This is a genomic window from Aquincola sp. J276 (assembly GCF_024700035.1).
In the GTDB taxonomy this organism is placed as follows: Bacteria; Pseudomonadota; Gammaproteobacteria; order Burkholderiales; family Burkholderiaceae_C; genus Aquincola; species Aquincola tertiaricarbonis.
The window spans coordinates 1,974,660-1,991,760 of the sequence record NZ_JAJONC010000001.1 but is presented as its reverse complement, the minus strand read 5'-3'; the positions used below and the strand labels follow the sequence as shown (position 1 = coordinate 1,991,760).

At 72.4% G+C, this 17,101-nt stretch carries 16 protein-coding genes and 1 pseudogene; 11 read left to right on the top strand and 6 right to left on the bottom strand.

The features are described from left to right. Positions 1-4 precede the first annotated feature (4 nt). Positions 5-805 carry a DUF3362 domain-containing protein gene (locus tag LRS14_RS30645; RefSeq protein ID WP_404977540.1) on the top strand — a complete coding sequence of 267 codons (801 nt, stop codon included), beginning with the start codon at positions 5-7 and terminating at the stop codon, positions 803-805. Between the two features lie 24 nt (positions 806-829). Here the strand turns inward: LRS14_RS30645 and LRS14_RS09120 are convergent, their stop codons facing one another. The 3 genes from LRS14_RS09120 to LRS14_RS09110 all read right to left on the bottom strand — a co-directional run bounded on the left by LRS14_RS09120 (position 830) and on the right by LRS14_RS09110 (position 2,996). Then, complete coding sequence (locus LRS14_RS09120) at positions 830-1,567, bottom strand: Crp/Fnr family transcriptional regulator (RefSeq protein WP_052736087.1); 738 nt, start codon at positions 1,565-1,567, stop codon at positions 830-832. A gap of 70 nt (positions 1,568-1,637) precedes the next feature. Then, positions 1,638-2,606: a threo-3-hydroxy-L-aspartate ammonia-lyase gene (locus LRS14_RS09115; RefSeq protein WP_257799336.1), complete on the bottom strand. Its 969-nt coding sequence runs from the start codon at positions 2,604-2,606 to the stop codon at positions 1,638-1,640. A 30-nt stretch (positions 2,607-2,636) separates the two neighbouring features. Continuing rightward, the gene (locus LRS14_RS09110; protein WP_257799335.1) at positions 2,637-2,996 is read right to left on the bottom strand and encodes a hypothetical protein; all 360 of its coding nucleotides are present in this window, start codon (positions 2,994-2,996) and stop codon (positions 2,637-2,639) included. A 192-nt stretch (positions 2,997-3,188) separates the two neighbouring features. On the opposite strand from LRS14_RS09110, the gene LRS14_RS09105 reads away from it, so the two are divergent. The 8 genes from LRS14_RS09105 to LRS14_RS09070 all read left to right on the top strand — a co-directional run bounded on the left by LRS14_RS09105 (position 3,189) and on the right by LRS14_RS09070 (position 11,267). Beyond that, on the top strand, positions 3,189-4,637 hold the full coding sequence (locus LRS14_RS09105; RefSeq protein WP_257799334.1) for a PLP-dependent aminotransferase family protein: 1,449 nt from the start codon (positions 3,189-3,191) through the stop codon (positions 4,635-4,637). Positions 4,638-4,661: 24 nt separating this feature from the next. Further along, positions 4,662-5,681, top strand: coding sequence for a branched-chain amino acid ABC transporter permease (locus LRS14_RS09100; protein ID WP_083440356.1), 1,020 nt, complete (start codon positions 4,662-4,664; stop codon positions 5,679-5,681). A gap of 230 nt (positions 5,682-5,911) precedes the next feature. Then, positions 5,912-6,667 carry an ABC transporter ATP-binding protein gene (locus LRS14_RS09095; protein WP_257799333.1) on the top strand — a complete coding sequence of 252 codons (756 nt, stop codon included), beginning with the start codon at positions 5,912-5,914 and terminating at the stop codon, positions 6,665-6,667. Continuing rightward, the gene (locus LRS14_RS09090; protein WP_257799332.1) at positions 6,664-7,419 is read left to right on the top strand and encodes an ABC transporter ATP-binding protein; all 756 of its coding nucleotides are present in this window, start codon (positions 6,664-6,666) and stop codon (positions 7,417-7,419) included. The genes LRS14_RS09095 and LRS14_RS09090 overlap by 4 nt, the downstream gene beginning before the upstream one ends. 89 nt (positions 7,420-7,508) lie before the next feature. Next, positions 7,509-8,480: a diacylglycerol kinase family protein gene (locus LRS14_RS09085; RefSeq protein WP_232315264.1), complete on the top strand. Its 972-nt coding sequence runs from the start codon at positions 7,509-7,511 to the stop codon at positions 8,478-8,480. Continuing rightward, complete coding sequence (locus tag LRS14_RS09080; protein ID WP_046111656.1) at positions 8,477-9,295, top strand: metallophosphoesterase; 819 nt, start codon at positions 8,477-8,479, stop codon at positions 9,293-9,295. Before LRS14_RS09085 ends, LRS14_RS09080 begins: the two co-directional genes overlap by 4 nt. Next, entirely contained in the window at positions 9,292-10,107 is an 816-nt protein-coding gene (locus LRS14_RS09075; RefSeq protein ID WP_046111657.1) for a phosphatase PAP2 family protein, read from the top strand. Before LRS14_RS09080 ends, LRS14_RS09075 begins: the two co-directional genes overlap by 4 nt. A 32-nt stretch (positions 10,108-10,139) precedes the next feature. Further along, entirely contained in the window at positions 10,140-11,267 is a 1,128-nt protein-coding gene (locus LRS14_RS09070; RefSeq protein ID WP_257799331.1) for a zinc-dependent alcohol dehydrogenase family protein, read from the top strand. On the opposite strand, the gene LRS14_RS09065 is transcribed toward LRS14_RS09070, so the two are convergent. Further along, positions 11,268-11,513: an RNA-binding S4 domain-containing protein gene (locus LRS14_RS09065; protein WP_046111659.1), complete on the bottom strand. Its 246-nt coding sequence runs from the start codon at positions 11,511-11,513 to the stop codon at positions 11,268-11,270. Further along, the gene (locus LRS14_RS09060; RefSeq protein ID WP_257799330.1) at positions 11,513-12,505 is read right to left on the bottom strand and encodes an HDOD domain-containing protein; all 993 of its coding nucleotides are present in this window, start codon (positions 12,503-12,505) and stop codon (positions 11,513-11,515) included. The genes LRS14_RS09065 and LRS14_RS09060 overlap by 1 nt, the downstream gene beginning before the upstream one ends. A 484-nt stretch (positions 12,506-12,989) precedes the next feature. Here LRS14_RS09060 and LRS14_RS09055 point away from each other — a divergent pair, with 484 nt between their 5' ends. Both LRS14_RS09055 and LRS14_RS09050 read left to right on the top strand, forming a co-directional pair. Next, positions 12,990-14,774, top strand: a complete 1,785-nt coding sequence (locus tag LRS14_RS09055; protein WP_310740815.1) for an ABC transporter ATP-binding protein — start codon at positions 12,990-12,992, stop codon at positions 14,772-14,774. An 81-nt stretch (positions 14,775-14,855) separates the two neighbouring features. Next, positions 14,856-15,263, top strand: coding sequence for a hypothetical protein (locus LRS14_RS09050; protein WP_257799329.1), 408 nt, complete (start codon positions 14,856-14,858; stop codon positions 15,261-15,263). 31 nt (positions 15,264-15,294) lie between these two features. Here LRS14_RS09050 and LRS14_RS09045 read toward each other — a convergent pair. After that, a pseudogene (locus tag LRS14_RS09045) lies at positions 15,295-17,080 on the bottom strand (glutamine--tRNA ligase/YqeY domain fusion protein). Between the last annotated feature and the right edge of the window lie 21 nt (positions 17,081-17,101).

Sequence of the window (17,101 nt, the reverse complement as noted above, 5' to 3'; positions counted from 1 at the left end):
GGCGGTGAAGTCGCCCGAGTACGTGAAGGAGCTGGTGCAGCACCACGTGGGCGGCTACCTGAAGATCGCGCCCGAGCACACCGAGGGCGGCCCGCTGTCCAAGATGATGAAGCCGGGCATCGGCACGTATGACCGCTTTAAGCAGCTGTTCGAGAAGTTCAGCGCCGAGGCGGGCAAGCAGCAGTTCCTGATTCCTTACTTCATTGCGGCGCACCCGGGCACCAGCGACGAGGACATGATGAACCTGGCGCTGTGGCTGAAGAAGAACGGCTTCCGCGCCGACCAGGTGCAGACCTTCTATCCCAGCCCGATGGCGACCGCCACCGCGATGTACCACTCGGGCATGAACCCGCTGAAGGGCATCAGCCGCGACGGCACCCGTGCCGAGAAGGTGGACATCGTGCGCGGCGAGCGCCGCCGCCGACTGCACAAGGCCTTCCTGCGCTACCACGATGCCAACAACTGGCCGTTGCTGCGCGAGGCGCTGAAGGCGATGGGCCGCGCCGACCTGATCGGCAACGGCAAGCACCACCTGATCCCCACCTTCCAGCCGACCACCGACGGCAGCTACCAGAGCGCGCGGCGCAAGAACTCGACACCCGCGCCGCAGGCCGCCAAGGCTTCGGCACCGACGTCCGGCAAGGCCGGCCGCCCGATGCCCGGCCGCCTGCTCACCCAGCACACTGGCCTGCCCCCGCGCGACAACGGCAGCCGGCCCGGCCGCACCAGCTTGAGCGGCACGGCCGGGGCCAAGGCCAAGGGGCCTCTGGTGAAGGCGCCGCTGCGGGCCAAGGGCCGGGGCTGAGCGGGCGGCGGGGCGCAGCGAGGCTCAGCCCGCGTCCTCCGCCTCCAGCGCCGCCCGCAGCGCTGCCGCTTCCACGGTGGCGTTGCGCGGGCCCTGCAGCGTCAGCACGCCTTCGCGGCGCAGCTGGCTCACCACGCGGCTGGCGGTTTCCACCGTCATGTTGAGCATGTCGCCGATCTCGTCGCGGCGGGGCATCCACAGCAGGGCGCCGGGCTCGGCATCGGCGGCCAGGCGGTCGAGCAGGCGCAGCAGCCGGCGGCGCGCCGGGCCGGTGGTCAGCTCGGCCAGCCAGCCTTCGGCCTCGTCGACCGCGCGCTGCCAGCGGCGCATCAGCTCCTGCAGCAGTGCCGGCTCCTCGGCGCCCATGCGCTGGATCATCGGCGCCGGCAGCCGGCACATGCGCACCGGCGTGCAGGCCACGGCTTCATCCGCATAGGCCTCGCCCAGCAGTGCCTGCTGGCCGATCAGGTCGCCGCGGCCAGCCAGCCGCACGATGCGTCGCTCGCCCGACGAGGTGATGCGCTCGAAGCGCACGATGCCGCTGCGCAGGGTGTAGGCGGCGCTGCCGCGTTCACCGCGACGCCACAGCACCGCGTCCGGGGCCCATTCGGTGGACGGGATGTGCTCGTGGATGCGCGCCAGGCCGGCGTCGTCCAGCGCGCCGAAGAGGGCAGCCTGGCGCACCTCGCAGGCCACGCACACCTGGGCCTGTGGATGCGGTACGGCATCGGTGCGGTACAGCGGAATCACGGGCATCAGCATCGCGGGACCTTGGCGGCCACCCCAGCGGTGGCCCGGCGCAAAGTCTATGCGGGCGCCCGCCCCGCGAGGCTCAATCCACCTGCTCGGCGCCGGTCATCAGCGCGATGAAGCGGTCGATGCCGATGTTGCCGCCCGACAGCGTGACGCCCACGCGGCGGCCGGCGAAGCGCTCGCGGTGCTGCATCAGCGCGGCCAGTGCGCAGGCGCCGGAAGGCTCCACCACCAGCTTCAGCCGCTCGAACACGAAGCGCATCGCCTCCACCACCACCGGGTCGGGCACGGTCAGCACGTCGGTCACCAGCGCCTGGATCACCTTGAACGGCTCCACGCCCACGGCCTGGGTCTGCTGGCCGTCGCAGATGGTGCGGGGCACGTCGATGTGCACGATCTCGCCCTGGCGCAGCGACTGCTGCATGTCGTTGCCGCGCTCGGGCTCGGCGCCGAACACTTGGATGTCCGGCAGCAGGTGCTTGGCCGCGACGGTGCAGCCCGACAGGAAGCCGCCGCCGCCGGCACAGACGATCAGTGCATCGAGGTGGCCGGCGTCCTCGATCAGCTCCAGCGCCGCGGTGCCCTGGCCGGCCATCACCGGAATGTGGTCGAACGGCGGGATCAGCGCGGCCCCGGTGTCGGCCACCAGCGCGCGGGCGATGGCGGCGCGGTCTTCCTTGTAGCGGTCGTAGATCACCACCTCGGCGCCGTAGCCGCGGGTGGCGGCCAGCTTCAGCGTGGGGCTGTCGTGCGGCATCACGATGGTGGCCTTGCAGCCGTGCAGGCGCGCGGCCAGCGCCACCGCCTGCGCATGGTTGCCCGACGAGAAGGCCACCACGCCCTTGGCGCGCTGCTCGTCGGTCAACACGTTCACCGCATTGAAGCCGCCGCGGAACTTGAAGGCGCCCATGCGCTGCAGGTTCTCGGCCTTCAGGTAGACCTGGGCGCCCAGCAGCTCGTCGAGCGTGTGCGAGTGGATCACGGGCGTGCGGTGGGCAACGCCGCGCAGCCGGCCGGCGGCGGCCTGGATGTCGTTGAAGTTCAGCATGGCTTGGGTGGGGTGGTGATGCGGAAAGGGTCAGCGCAGGCCGGCATCCGGTGCCTGCCGCAGGCTGGCCACGGCGGCCCGGCCCAGGCTGCGCAGCGCCTGCTGCAGCGACCGTGCCGCCTCGTGCCACAGCGCGGCGTGGCCTGGCGGGTGCATCAGCAGCAGCAGGCTGGAGCGCTCGGCCTGCAGCCAGGTCCAGCCGCGCAGCACACCGGCCTCGCCGTCGGCCAGCCGCTGCACTGCGCCGCCGGTCGCGGGCCATTGTGGCGTGCCCCGGCAGCACACGCTGCCGTGCTGCACCAGGACCTGCAGCCCGCGGCCGGCCGGCAGCCAGCGGCCTTCGCCGCGCTGCAGCGGCAGGGTCTGGCGAGGGTGGATGGAATGGCGCATGGCAAGGTCCTCCTGGGCGGGTGGCGGGTGGGTCGTTCGAGGCCTCCAGCGTAGGCAGACCGGCCAGGGCGCAACAGGCACAGGCGGACGGCATCTGTTCCGTATCAGCCGGCGTGCACGGGCGGCTGTTCCGGTGGCTTGCGGCCCGATCTGTTCTGGTGGGCCGGCCGCGGTGCGCGGCATCATCGGCGCATGGAAGTAGCCGCCCCCGCCGACCCGCTGTACCAGCGCATCGCCCAGCATTACCGCGGCGCCATCCGTTCCGGCCTGATGCCGGCCGGCGAGCGCATGCCCTCGGTGCGCAGCCTGCAGCGGCTGCACCAGGTGAGCCTGTCCACCGCGCTGCAGGCCTGCCGCCGGCTGGAGGACGAAGGCCTGCTGGAGGCGCGGCCGCGCTCCGGCTATTTCGTGCGCGTGCCGCGCCGCGGCGGCATGCCGCCGGCCAGCGAGCCCGACTTCGCACGCGCGCCCGATCCCGCGCAGTACGTGGGCATCCACGACCGGGTGTCGGCCTTCGTGGCGCGCAGCGAGGGCTGCCCGGCCCAGGTGGACTTTGGCGCCACCTATGCCGCGGCCGAGGCCTACCCCGGCGAGGCGCTGAAGGCCGCCGCCATCCGTGCGCTGCGCCGCCAGCCCGACCTGCTGGTGCGCCCGGCCGATGCCGCCGGCGAGCTGGCGCTGCGCACCGCCATCGCGCGCCGGGCGCTGGACGGCGGCATGCAGCTCTCGCCGGACGACATCACCATCACCCACGGCTGCATCGAGGCGCTGAACGTGGCCCTGCGCGCGGTGGCGCAACCGGGCGACGTGGTGGCGGTGGAGTCGCCCACCTACTACGGCCTGCTGCAGGTGCTGGAAAGCCTGGGCCTGCGCGCGCTGGAGATTCCGTGCAGCCCGAACACCGGGCTGTCGATCGAGGCGCTGGCGCTGGCTTTCGACACCCAGCCCGGCATCAAGGCGGTGGTCACCGGCCCCGACCACCAGAATCCGCTGGGCAGCGTGATGCCCGATGCCGACAAGGCCCGCCTGGTGGCGCTGTGCGAGCAGCACCAGGTGCCGCTGATCGAGGACGACACCTACGGCGCGCTGGGCAACGACGACGTGCCGCTGCGCGCGCTCAAGGCCTGGGACCGCAGCGGCAACGTGATCCGCTGCGTCTCGCTGCGCAAGACGATCGCGCCGGGGCTGCGGCTGGGCTGGGTGAGCGGCGGCCGCTGGCATGCGCGCATCCGCATGCTGAAGTACGCGCAGAGCCGCGCCAACGAGGCGCTGCCACAGCTCACCATGGCCGAATTCATGGCCAGCAGTGCCTACGAGCGCCACCTGGCGCGGCTGCGCCGGCAGGTGCGGCAGCAGCGCGAGCGCATCGCCGAGGGCATCGCCGCCTGGTTTCCAGCGGGCACGCGGCTCAGCCTGCCGCCGGGCGGCATGCTGCTGTGGGTGGAACTGCCGCCGGGCGCCGATGCCCATGCGCTGTTCGAGGCGGCGCTGCAGCAGGGCATCCGCACCGTGCCCGGCACGCTGTTCTCCAACAGCCACCGCTACGACCGCTACGTGCGCATCAGCTGCGGCCACCTCGTCACCCGCCAGGCGGAGCAGGCCCTGCGCACCCTGGGCGCGCTGGCCGCGGCGCAGGGCTGACGACGGCATGCACACAATGCCGGCATGACCGCACCGCCCGCCGTACCCGCCGCACCCGACGCTTCCACCGACGTCCGCCCGCTGCCCGGCCTGCTGGACCATCCGCTGCCCGCGCGCACTGCGCTGCCGGTGCTGGCGCTGCTGCTGGCGCTGCCGGCCATCGCCACGGCGCTGGGGCAGGACTTCTACATCGGCCTGGCCAGCCGCATCCTCATCTTCGCGCTGGCTGCCAGCAGCCTGAACCTGATCCTCGGCTTCGGCGGCCTGGTCAGCTTCGGCCATGCGGCCTTCGTCGGCATCGGCGCCTATGCGGTGGGCATCCTGATGCAGGAGGGCATCGCCTCGGCCTGGATCGCCTGGCCTGCCGCGGTGGCCGCCAGCGCGGCGGCGGCAGCGGTGGTGGGCGCCATCAGCCTGCGCACCCGCGGCGTGTACTTCATCATGATCACGCTGGCCTTCGCCCAGATGCTGTACTACCTGATGGTGTCGCTGAAGGCCTATGGCGGCGAGGACGGGCTGCCGCTGGCCGGCCGCTCCACGCTGGGCGCGGCCGGGCTGGGCATCGACCTGGCCGACGACCGCCACTTCTACTTCGTGGTGCTGGCAGTGGCCGCCGCCTGCTTCGTGCTGATGCAGCGCCTGCTCAACACCCGCTTCGGCCACACGCTGCAGGCGCTGCGCGAGAACGAGGTGCGCATGGCCGCCATCGGCCATTCGCCGCTGCGCACGCGGCTGGCGGCCTTTACGCTGGCCGGCGGCCTGGCCGGCCTGGCCGGTGCGCTGCTGGCCAACCAGAGCAGCTTCGTCAGCCCGTCGCTGCTGCAGTGGAGCCAGTCCGGCATGCTGATGATCATGGTGATCCTGGGCGGCGTGGGCCACCTGTGGGGCGGCGTCGTCGGCGCGGTGGTGTTCCTGCTGTTGGAGGAAGTGCTGGCCGGCTTCACCATCCACTGGCAGTTCGGCCTGGGCGCGGCGCTGCTGGCGGTGGTGCTGGGCGCCCCCAACGGCCTGATGAGCCTGCTGCGCCGGCGGAGCCGGGCATGAGCGCCGCCGCCCGGCCGCCCGAAGGCGGCGCTCCTCCCGCCCGGCGGGATCCCGCGCAGCGGGAGGGTGCCCCACTGAGCGCCGCCGCCTGGCCGCCCGAAGGCGGCGCTCCTCCCGCCCGGCGGGATCCCGCGCAGCGGGAGGGTGCCCCACTGAGCGCCGCCGCCTGGCCGCCCGAAGGCGGCGCTCCTCCCGCCCGGCGGGATCCCGCGCAGCGGGAGGGTGCCCCGGTGACCGTGCCGCTGCTGCAGGTGCAGGGGCTGGTCAAGCGCTTCGGCGGGCTCACCGCCACCGACCAGGCGTCGCTGGCGGTGCATGCCGGCGAGATCCATGCGCTGATCGGCCCCAACGGTGCGGGCAAGACCACGCTGATCCAGCAGCTGTCCGGCGCGCTGGCGCCGGATGCCGGCCGCATCGAGCTGGCCGGCGAGGACATCACCCGGCTGCCGATGCCGCTGCGGGTGGGGCGCGGGCTGGTGCGCAGCTACCAGGTCACCAGCATCTTCGGGCGGCTCAGCGTGCTGGACAACCTGGCGCTGGCGGTGCGCCTGCCGCCGGCGGAGCGGCTGCCGTTCTGGCGCCCGGCGCGTGCCGAGCGGCGGCGCTTCGAGGCCGCGGCCGAGGTGGCGCGGCGGGTGGGCCTGGGCGCACGGCTGCAGCAGCGGGCCGGCGCCCTGGCCCATGGCGAGCAGCGCCAGCTGGAGGTCGGCCTGGCACTGGCCACCCGGCCGCGGCTGCTGCTGCTGGACGAGCCGATGGCCGGCATGGGCGGCGACGAATCGCAGCGCATGGTGGCGCTGCTGCAGTCCCTGCGCGGCGAGGTGGCCATGCTGCTGGTGGAGCACGACATGGACGCCGTCTTCCAGCTGGCCGACCGCATCAGCACCCTGGTGGCCGGCCGCGTGATCGCCAGCGGCACGCCGCAGCAGATCCGCGAACACCCGGAAGTGCGCCGTGCGTACCTGGGGGACGAGGTGATGCCGTGAGCGCCGCGCCCCGCCCGCCCGCCAGCGGCGCTTCCGGTGCCTCAGGCCCCTTGCTGGAGGCCGAAGGCCTGCAGACGGCCTACGGCAGCAGCCAGGTGCTGTTCGATCTGCACCTGCGCATCGAGCCCGGCGACGTGGCCACCCTGCTGGGCCGCAACGGCATGGGCAAGACCACCACGGTGCGCACGCTGATGGGGCTGACGCCGGCACGCGCGGGCAGCGTGCGCTTCCTGGGTGAGCCCATCCAGCACCTGAGCCCCGACCGCATTGCCCGCATGGGCCTGGCCCTGGTGCCCGAGGGCCGGCAGATCTTCGGCAACCTGACGGTGGCGGAGAACCTGCGGGCCTTCGCGGCCGACCGGCATGCCGCGCGCGAGCCGTGGACGCTGGACCGCGTGGTGGCCCTGTTCCCGCGGCTGGCCGAACGCTGGCGGCACATGGGCCACCAGCTGTCGGGCGGCGAGCAGCAGATGCTGGCTATCGGCCGGGCGTTGATGACCAATCCGCACCTGCTGATCCTGGACGAGGCCACCGAGGGCCTGGCGCCGCTGGTGCGAGAGGAGATCTGGCGCTGCCTGCAGGCGCTGCGCGCGCAAGGCCAGAGCATCCTCGTCATCGACAAGTACGTACAGCGGCTGCTGGCCCTGGGCAACCGGCACACGGTGATCGAGCGCGGGCGCGTGGTGTGGCAGGGCGACTCCGCGGCGCTGGCCGCGCAGCCCGAGGTGTGGCAGCGCTACGTGGGCGTGTAACCGCGCTGCCGTGTAGGCGCGCGCCGCTGCCGCACAAGCGCCGCGAGCCGACAGCCGCCGGCCGGGGCGCCCGCTATCCTGGGCCTCCCTTGAGCAGCCCGAGACCCTTCGTGATCCAGCCCGACCGCGATGCGCCCCTCTATGTCGTGCTCAATGCCGGCTCCGGTCGCGGCGACGCGCAGGAAACCCGCGCCACCATCGAGCGTGTGCTCGGCCAAGCCGGACGCCGCCACGAGGTGATGGTGCGCGACCACGGCGCCAGCGTGTCCGACCTGGCCGCCCGCGCGGTGGACCTGGCTTGCCAGCACCGCGGCATCGTGGTGGCCGCCGGCGGCGACGGCACGATCAACTCGGTGGTGCAGGCCGTGCTCGGCCGCGATTGCGCCTTCGGCGTGCTGCCGCAGGGCACCTTCAACTACTTCGGCCGCGCCCATGGCATCCCGGCAGACACCGAGATCGCCACCCGCGCCCTGCTGGATGCGCAGGTGGAGCCGGTGCAGGTGGGCCAGGTCAACGGCCGCGCCTTCCTCGTCAATGCCAGCGTGGGCCTGTATCCGCAGCTGCTGGAAGACCGCGAGGCCTACAAGCAGCGCTACGGCCGCAGCCGCCTGGTGGCGCTGTGGTCGGCAGTGGTCACCGTCTCTCGGGCGCACCGGCCGCTGCGGCTGGAGATGCAGTGCGGCGGCGAGACGCGCCAGGTGCGCACGCTCACGCTCTTCGTCGGCAACAACCCGCTGCAGATGGCGCAGATCGGCCTGCCCGAGGCGCCGGTCACCGGCGATGGCCAGCTCGCCGCGGTGATGCTGCGGCCGGTAAGCACCCTCAACCTGCTGGGGCTGATGCTGCAGGGTGCGCTGGGCCGGCTGGGCGAGGCGGAGGACGTGCAGAGCTTCGCCTTCGAGAGCCTGTCGGTACGCCCGGCCGCGCCACGCCGCCGCGGCACCGTGCGCGTGGCGATGGACGGCGAGCTGTTCGAGATGCGCGCGCCGCTGCGCTTTTCCGTGTCGCCGCATGCGCTGCCCCTGATGAAGCTCCGGCCGCCGCCGGCCCCACCGGCATGACCGGCCTGCTGCAGATCTCCGACCCGCACTTCGGCACCGAGCAGCCGCAGGTGGCGCAGGCGCTGCTGCAGCTGGCCCGGGAACAGGCGCCCGACGTGGTGGTGCTGTCCGGCGACATCACCCAGCGGGCGCGGCCGTCGCAGTTCGAGGCGGCCCGGCTGTTCATGCAGCGCCTGGGCCCGGTGCCCGCGGTGGTGGTGCCCGGCAACCACGACATCCCGCTGTTCAACCTGCTGGCGCGTGCCTTCTGGCCCTATGCCAACCACCAGCGTGCCTTCGGCCGCGAGCTGGAGCCGGTGCACAGCGGCGCGCACTGGCTGGTGATCGGCGTGAAGACCACGCGCCGCCGGCGTCACAAGGACGGCGAGGTGTCGGCCGCGCAGATCGAGCGCACCGCCGGCCTGCTGCGCCGCGCCGGGCCGGGGCAGGTGCGGGTGGTGGTGCTGCACCAGCCCATCGCCGTGTGCCGGCAGGAGGACGCCGGCAACCTGCTGCACAACCGCCAGGCCGCCATCGACAGCTGGGCCCGTGCCGGCGCCGACATCGTGATGGGCGGCCACATCCACCTGCCCTATGTGCTGCCGCTGCACGAGGCGCAGCCCGGCCTGCCGCGCCACCTGTGGGCGGTGCAGGCGGGCACCGCCCTGTCCAGCCGCGTGCGGCACGAGGCCGGCAATTCGGTGAACCTCATCCGTCGCGTGGGCCCCGGCGCCCACGGTGCGCTGGTGGAGCGCTGGGACTTCGATGCCGCCAGCGGCCGCTTCGCGCCGGTGTCGGTGAACCAACTGGCGCTCTCGCGCTCGCAAGCGGCATGACGCTCGATGTTTCCGACCCGGCCGTGCGGCTGGGCCTGCAGGCGGCCGACCATGCGCTGCCCTTGTACTTTGCCGGCCTGCTGGCGGTGATGCTGCTGGCCGGCGGCGGCTGGCTGCTGCTGCGTCGCGTGGTGCATCCGCACCAGCCCGGCCGGCCGATGCCGCCGATGCAGCTGGTGCTGCGCCTGGGCCTGGGTGCGCTGGGCATCGTGGCCGCGGCCACCGCCTTCGCCGAGCTGGCCGACGAGATGGGCGACGGCGAAGGCCTGGGCCGCTTCGACGAGGCGGTGGCCGGGCGCCTGGCGCAGACGCTGGCGCCGGCGGTGCTGCGGGTGTTCGCGACGATCACCCACCTGGGCGACGTGATCATGCTCACGCTGGTGAGCCTCGCCGCCATCGGCTGGCTGCTGTGGCAGCGGCGCTGGCGCATGGCGCTGGCCTTCGGGCTGGTCACCGGCGGCGGCGGCATGCTCAACCGGGTGCTGAAGTCGGTGTTCGAGCGCGTGCGCCCGCCGCACGAGCATGGCGTGGGCGTGGTGGCCGACGGCTACAGCTTCCCCAGCGGCCACAGCGCGGGCTCGGCGGTGGTGTACGGCATGCTGGCCTGGCTGCTGCTGCGCAGCACGCCGCGCCACTGGCATGCGCCCATCGTGGCCGTGGCCGCGGCGCTGGTGTTCACCATCGGCGTCAGCCGCGTGATGCTGCAGGTGCACTGGGCCAGCGACGTGGCGGCCGGCCTCGCCTCGGGCACCGCCTGGCTGCTGACCTGCGTGCTCATCATCGACTGGCTGCGGCGGCCGCGTGGGACGTAGCACACTCGTGGCTCCCCAATCGAGGAGACACGATGAAGATTCGCGCCGCAGTGCTCGAGCACATGGGAGCCGAGCCGCCGTATGCCCGGTCCAGGCCGCTGGCCATCCGCCAGGTGGAACTGGCCCCGCCGGGGCCCGACGAAGTGCTGGTGAAGATCGCCGCCGCCGGGCTGTGCCACTCCGACCTCTCGGTCATCAACGGCGACCGGCCGCGGCCGATGCCGATGGCGCTGGGCCATGAGGCGGCCGGCATCGTGGAAGCCCTGGGCACCGGCGTGCGCGACTTGGCCGTGGGCGACCACGTGGTGGTGGTCTTCGTGCCCAGCTGCGGCCACTGCGCGCCGTGTGCCGAAGGCCGGCCGGCGCTGTGCGAGCCCGGCGCGGCGGCCAACGGCGCCGGCACGCTGCTGTCCGGCGAACGCCGGCTGGCCGACGAGGACGGCCGGGCGCTGAACCACCACCTGGGCTGCTCGGTGTTCGCCGAGTACGCCGTGGTCTCGCGCCGCTCGCTCGTCAAGGTCGACCCGCAGGTGCCGCTGGACGAGGCGGCGCTGTTCGGCTGCGCGGTGCTCACCGGCGTGGGCGCGGTGGTCAACACCGCCAAGGTGAGCGCGGGTGCCTCCACCGCCGTCATCGGCCTGGGCGGCGTGGGGCTGGCCGCGGTGCTGGGCGCGCATGCGGCCGGTGCACGGCAGATCGTGGCGATCGACCTGTCGGATGCCAAGCTGGAGGAGGCGATGCGCCTGGGCGCCACCCATGCGGTGAATGCCGCCGCCGCCGATGCGGCCGAGCAGGTGAAGGCGCTGAGCGATGGCGGCGTGGAATACGCCTTCGAGTTCGCCGGCGCGGTGCGGGCGCTGGACCTGGCCTGGCGCATCACCCGCCGTGGCGGCACCACCGTCACCGCCGGCCTGCCGCCGCCGGGCGCGGCCTTCGGGCTGCCGGCGGTGAGCCTGGTGGCCGAGGAGCGCACGCTGCGGGGCAGCTACATCGGCACCTGCGTGCCGTCGCGCGACATTCCGCGCTACATGGCGCTGTACCGCCAGGGCCGCTTGCCGGTGGACCGGCTGCTCAGCGGCCGGCTGCGGCTGGAGGAGATCAACGAGGGCTTCGACCGCCTGCACGAGGGCCGGGCGGTGCGGCAGGTGGTGGTGTTCTAGCTAGCCGCCCTGTTCGGGCAGCTCGGGCAGGGCGGTGGTGACGAGGATGCGCTCGTCGCCCACCTGCACCTGCTGGCCGGCGCGAATCTTGGCCGTCTTGCGCAACTCCACCGCGCCGTCCACCTGCACCAGGCCGTCGGCCACCATCAGCTTGGCAGCCCCGCCGCTGTGGGCGATGCCGGCCACCTTCAGCAGGTTGTCCAGCGTGATGTAGTCGCCGCGCAGGGGAATCGAGATGTCCGGCATCAGGCGGCCGGCTGCAGCAGCTGGCTGGCGTTCAGGTCGACCGTGACGGTGGGCGCCAGCATGGCGATGGTGGCGTCGCGGTCGGCCAGCGCCAGGGCGGCGGCCAGCGGGCTGCGCGCGGGTTCCAGCCCGTCGGCCAGGATGTCGGCGCCCAGCGCGTTGAGGGTGGTGCTGATCTGCCAGGCGGCGGCGGCCTTGCCGAACAGCCGGTCCTTGCGCAGGACCAGCTGCTGCACGAAGGCATGGCTGAAGGGCACCGAGACGCCGCCGTCCATGCGGTCGAAGGCGCGCCAGGCGATGGACCAGCCGGCGTTGTGCATCAGGCCGGCCAGGTAGCCTTCGAACGGCTCGATGCCCCGTTGCGCGGCCAGCGCGGCGCACAGCGTGGCCTTGTGCTCCCCGTGCTTCCACAGCGGCGCGGCGGCGCGGCTGGACAGCACGCCGCCCTGGCCGTCGTACAGCGGCTTGAGCACCACGCGGGCGATGGCGCGCTGCACGCCGTCGTTGCCCAGGGCGGCAATGGCCTGCGACAGGTCGGCCACCGCATGGCCGGCGCGCTGGCGGTAGTGGGCGGTGTTGGCCAGGCGCAGCACTTCGGCGGTGAGCACCACGTCCTTGCCGACGCGTTCGCACACCGCGGCCAGCGGCAGGTTGTCCTGGCGCAGCAGGTTGAGCAGCTGCGGCACGACGGCAGGCGTGCGCGGCAGCAGGTCGGCCGGGGTGCGGTCCTCGGCCAGCAGGGCGTCCAGGTGGCGCAGGGCGCGCAGCTCGCGCGGGCCCATCGGCGTTTCACGCGAGGGCGCGCCGCCTTGCTGCCATTCCACGAAAGGGGCGCTCAGGTCCGCCGGCAGCGAAGGCGCCGGGAACTGGGCCACGCTGTGCTGCGCATGCGCGCCAGCCGGCGCGGCATGCACCTGCGTGGGGGCTGCCCGCACCAGGGCGTGGCGGCGGCCTGGTAGACCGGACAGCAGTTCAGCCAGCCATTTCCTCATGCCTTACTCCCTTGCTTGTGCAAGCAATTGTCTTCCACGCAACCCTCCGTGGTGTGAATCGGCACCCCCTACCCCGGCGTTGCCAAACGCGACAAAGTTGGCAGTTCGCTGGCAAGGGTGTGATGTTGTGCCGCGGGCAGGGCGCCGCCCATCCCTCCGGCGGGTGAATGCTGGCCTGGTCATCGGCGCTTTGCGGCGGCGTTTAAAGTGCAGGCTGCACACGCACCGCGGTCGCACTGGCCGCACCAGTGCAGTGCCGCCACGCGGCCCGCCCACCGGCGCGCCGTGGCCCCGGGCGGGCCGGCCGACGGATCCACCGTCGCCCGCGGGCAACGCCGTCCACACCCAGGAGCGCTCCGCTTGTTGCACTTTTTTCGAGAAGCTCGTTCATCCGTACCCGGAGAACGAGCCACCGCTGCCGCCACACCGCTTCTTCGCCTTCCTGTGGGATTGCACCCGCGGCATCCGCCCCTGGCTGGCGCTGATGACGCTGGCCAGCGGGCTGATCGGCGCCTTCGAGGCGGCGCTGTTCGCCATGATGGGAAGCGTGGTGGACTGGCTGGCCGCGACCGCCCCCGAGCGGCTGTGGGCCGAGCAGCGCGGCACCCTGCTGCTGCTGGCCGGCGTGATGGCGGGCAGCGTGGCCCTGGTTGGGCTGCAGTCGGCGCTGAAGCACCAGAGCATGGCCGGCAATTTCCCGATGCTGCTGCGCTGGAACTTCCACCGCCTGATGCTCGGCCAGAGCATGAACTTCTACCAGGACGAGTTCGCCGGCCGCATCGCCACCAAGGTGATGCAGACCGCGCTGGCGGTGCGCGACACCTGGATGACGCTGTGCGAGCTCATGGTGTTCGTGACAATCTACTTCGTCACCATCATGGCCACGCTGGGCAGCTTCAGCGGCTGGCTGGTGCTGCCATTCGCCGGCTGGGTGGCGCTGTATGCCGGCGCGGTGTGGTACTTCGTGCCACGGCTGGCCAAGGTGTCGCAGGCGCAGGCCGATGCCCGCTCCCTGATGACTGGCCGCATCACCGATGCGTACACCAACATCGCCACGGTGAAGCTGTTCTCGCACAGCCACCGGGAGGCGGGTTATGCCCGCTCGGCGATGCGCGAGTTCATGGTGACGGTGCATGGCCAGATGCGGCTGGTGACCGGCTTCGAGATCGTCAACCACGCGCTCAGCATGCTGCTGATCGGGGCCACCGCCGGCGTGGCCCTGTACCTGTGGACGCAGGGCCAGGCCACGGTCGGTGCGCTGGCGGCTGCCACGGCGATGGCCCTGCGGTTGAACGGCATCTCGCATTGGGTGATGTGGGAAATGGCTTCGCTGTTCGAGCACATCGGCACGGTGCGCGACGGCATCAACACGCTCAGCCGGCCGCGCGCCGTGCTGGACGCACCGGATGCCCGGCCGCTGCAGGTGCCCCGCGGCGAAGTGCGCTTCGAGCATGTGAGCTTCGGCTACGGTGGTGACAAACGTGTGATCGACGACCTGAACCTGCACATCCGCCGCGGCGAGAAGGTGGGGCTGGTCGGCCGCTCCGGCGCCGGCAAGAGCACCATCGTCAACCTGCTGCTGCGGCTGTACGACGTGGAGCAGGGCCGCATCCTGGTGGACGGCCAGGACATCGCGCAGACCACCCAGGACAGTCTGCGCGCGCAGGTGGGCATGGTCACGCAGGACACGGCGCTGCTGCACCGCTCGGTGCGCGACAACATCCTGTATGGCCGGCCTGACGCCGACGAGGCGGCGATGGTCTCGGCCGCTCGGCGGGCCGAGGCGCACGACTTCGTGCTGGGCCTGACCGACCCCAAGGGCCGCAGCGGCTACGACGCCCATGTGGGCGAGCGCGGCGTCAAGCTCTCCGGCGGCCAGCGCCAGCGCATCGCCATCGCCCGCGTGATGCTCAAGGACGCGCCCATCCTGCTGCTGGACGAAGCCACCAGCGCGCTCGATTCCGAGGTGGAGGCCGCCATCCAGCAGAGCCTGTACCGGCTGATGGAGGGCAAGACGGTGGTGGCCATCGCGCACCGGCTGTCCACCATCGCCGCGATGGACCGGCTGATCGTGCTGGACAAGGGCCGCATCGTCGAAGAAGGCGACCACCGCACGCTGCTGGCACTGGGCGGGCTGTATGCGCGGCTGTGGGCGCACCAGAGCGGCGGCTTCCTGGGCGAGGAGGTGGGCGACGAGGGGGTCGACGGCACCGAGGCGCCGCCGCCGGTGGCGCGCAGCGACGCGCCCAGCGCCGTCGGCGCCGGCTGACAGCCGGGCGGCCGGCCCGCCGCTAGCCGGCCAGAGGCCCGCTGCCTACGCTGGGGTCCTCATCAGCCAAGGAGACAGCCCATGGGCACCAGCAGCATTCTTGGCGGCACGCCGGCCCCCTCGCAGGCCGAAGGCCGCGACACCGACGCCCTCGGCCCCAGCGACAGCTCGGACAGCGGCAGCGACATCCAGGGCGAACGCCTGGCCGCCACCGAGTCGGACGACGGCAACTTCATGCATGCCACGCCGGCCGTGCACGGCAGCGACAGCGATGCCGGCGGCACCGGCGAACGCGGCTCGGCCATTCCGGGCGAGGATGCCGTGGGCGCCGACATCGGCACCGACCACATCGAGACGCTGGGCGGCACCGACGCGCTGGACGACGCGGTGTCGCTGGACGCCGACGCTGAGCTGGAAGACCTGGCCGCCGACGAGAGCGTCGATGCCAGCGACCCGGACATCGACGCCGACAACCGCCCGGACGCCTGACGCGGCGCCTAGCTCGCCAGGCTTGCCTGGACTATTTGGCCCAGGTGTCCTTCAGGCCGGTCACCTTGTTGAACACCGGCTGGCCGGCGGTGTGCTCGAGGCGGTCGGCCACGAAATAGCCGTGGCGCTCGAACTGGAAGCGGGCCTCCGGCGCGGCGCCGCGCACCGACGGCTCCAGGTAGGCCTGCACCACCTTCTTGCTGTCGGGGTTCAGTTCCGCGGCCAGTTCGCCTTCGCCGGGATGCGGCACGGCGAACAGCCGGTCGTACAGCCGCACCTCGGCGGCCAGCGCATCGTGCGCGCCCACCCAGCTGATCACGCCCTTGGTCTTGACGCTGTCGGCACCCCGGGGTGCCGCTGCGGGTGTCGGGAATCAGCTCGGCCTGCACTTCGGTCACCGTGCCGTCGGCATCGGCGGTATGGCCGGTGCACTTGACCACGTAGCCGTACTTCAGCCGCACGACCGCGCCGGGTGACAGCCGGTGGTAGCCCTTGGGCGGCACCGCCTGGAAGTCCTCGCGCTCGATCCATACCTCCGGCCCCAGGCTGAACTGCCGGCGGCCTCGCTCGGGCTGGGCCGGGTGCACCGGCGCGTCGCAGTCCAGCGTCTGGCCGGCGCCGATCACCTCGGCCCAGTTGGTCAGCCGCAGCTTCAGCGGATCCAGCACCGCCATCGCGCGCGCGGCCTTGGGGTCCAGGTCGTCGCGCAGCGCGATGTCGAGGTTGCTGTAGTCGATCCAGCCGCCGGCCTTGCTCACGCCGCTGCGCTCGCAGAACAGCTTCAGCGCCTCGGGCGTGTAGCCGCGGCGGCGCAGGCCGGCCAGCGTGGGCATGCGCGGGTCGTCCCAGCCGGTGACATGGCCCTCTTCCACCAGCTGGCGCAGCTTGCGCTTGCTGGTGATGACGTAGGTGAGGTTGAGCCGAGCGAACTCGTACTGCCGGGGCAGCGGCTCGGCCAGCAGGCCCAGCCGGGCCAGGTTCTCCAGCAGCCAGTCGTAGAACGGCCGCTGGTCCTCGAATTCCAGCGTGCAGATGCTGTGGGTGATGTTCTCCAGCGCGTCCTCGATGGGGTGCGCGAAGGTGTACATCGGGTAGATGCACCAGCGGTCGCCGGTGTTGTGGTGCGTGGCGTGCTTGATGCGGTACAGCGCCGGGTCGCGCAGGTTGATGTTGGGCGAGGCCATGTCGATCTTCGCGCGCAGCACCATCGCGCCGTCAGGGTGCCGGCCGTCGCGCATCTCGCGGAAGCGGGCCAGGTTCTCCTCGGGGCTGCGTGCGCGGAAGGGACTGTCGGTGCCCGGGCGGCTGAAGTCGCCGCGGTTGACGCGCATCTGCTCCGGCGTCTGCTCGTCCACGTAGGCCAGGCCGGCGCCGATCAGCGCCTCGGCCGCGCGGTACATGAGATCGAAGTAGTTGCTGGCGTAGAACAGGTGCTGGGTGCCGTGGGCTTCCCACTGCCAGCCCAGCCACTTCACCGCCTCGACGATGGAATCGACGTACTCCTGCTCTTCCTTCTCGGGATTGGTGTCGTCGAAGCGCAGGTGGCACACGCCGCCGTACTCCTGCGCCAGGCTGAAGTTCAGCCAGACGCTCTTGGCATGGCCGATGTGCAGGTAACCGTTGGGTTCGGGCGGAAACCGGGTGCGGATGGCCGCCGGGTCGGGCTGGCCTGCGGCCTGGTGCGCCGCGTCGCCCGGGCTGCCGGCGAAGCGGCGGCCGCGGTAGGTGCCGGCTTCCAGGTCGCGCTCGATCACGCTGCGCAGGAAGTTGCCGCCGGCGGGCTTGTTGCTGGTGGGGTCGTCGTGGGGTGCAGCCATGAGGGATTCTATGCACCGGGC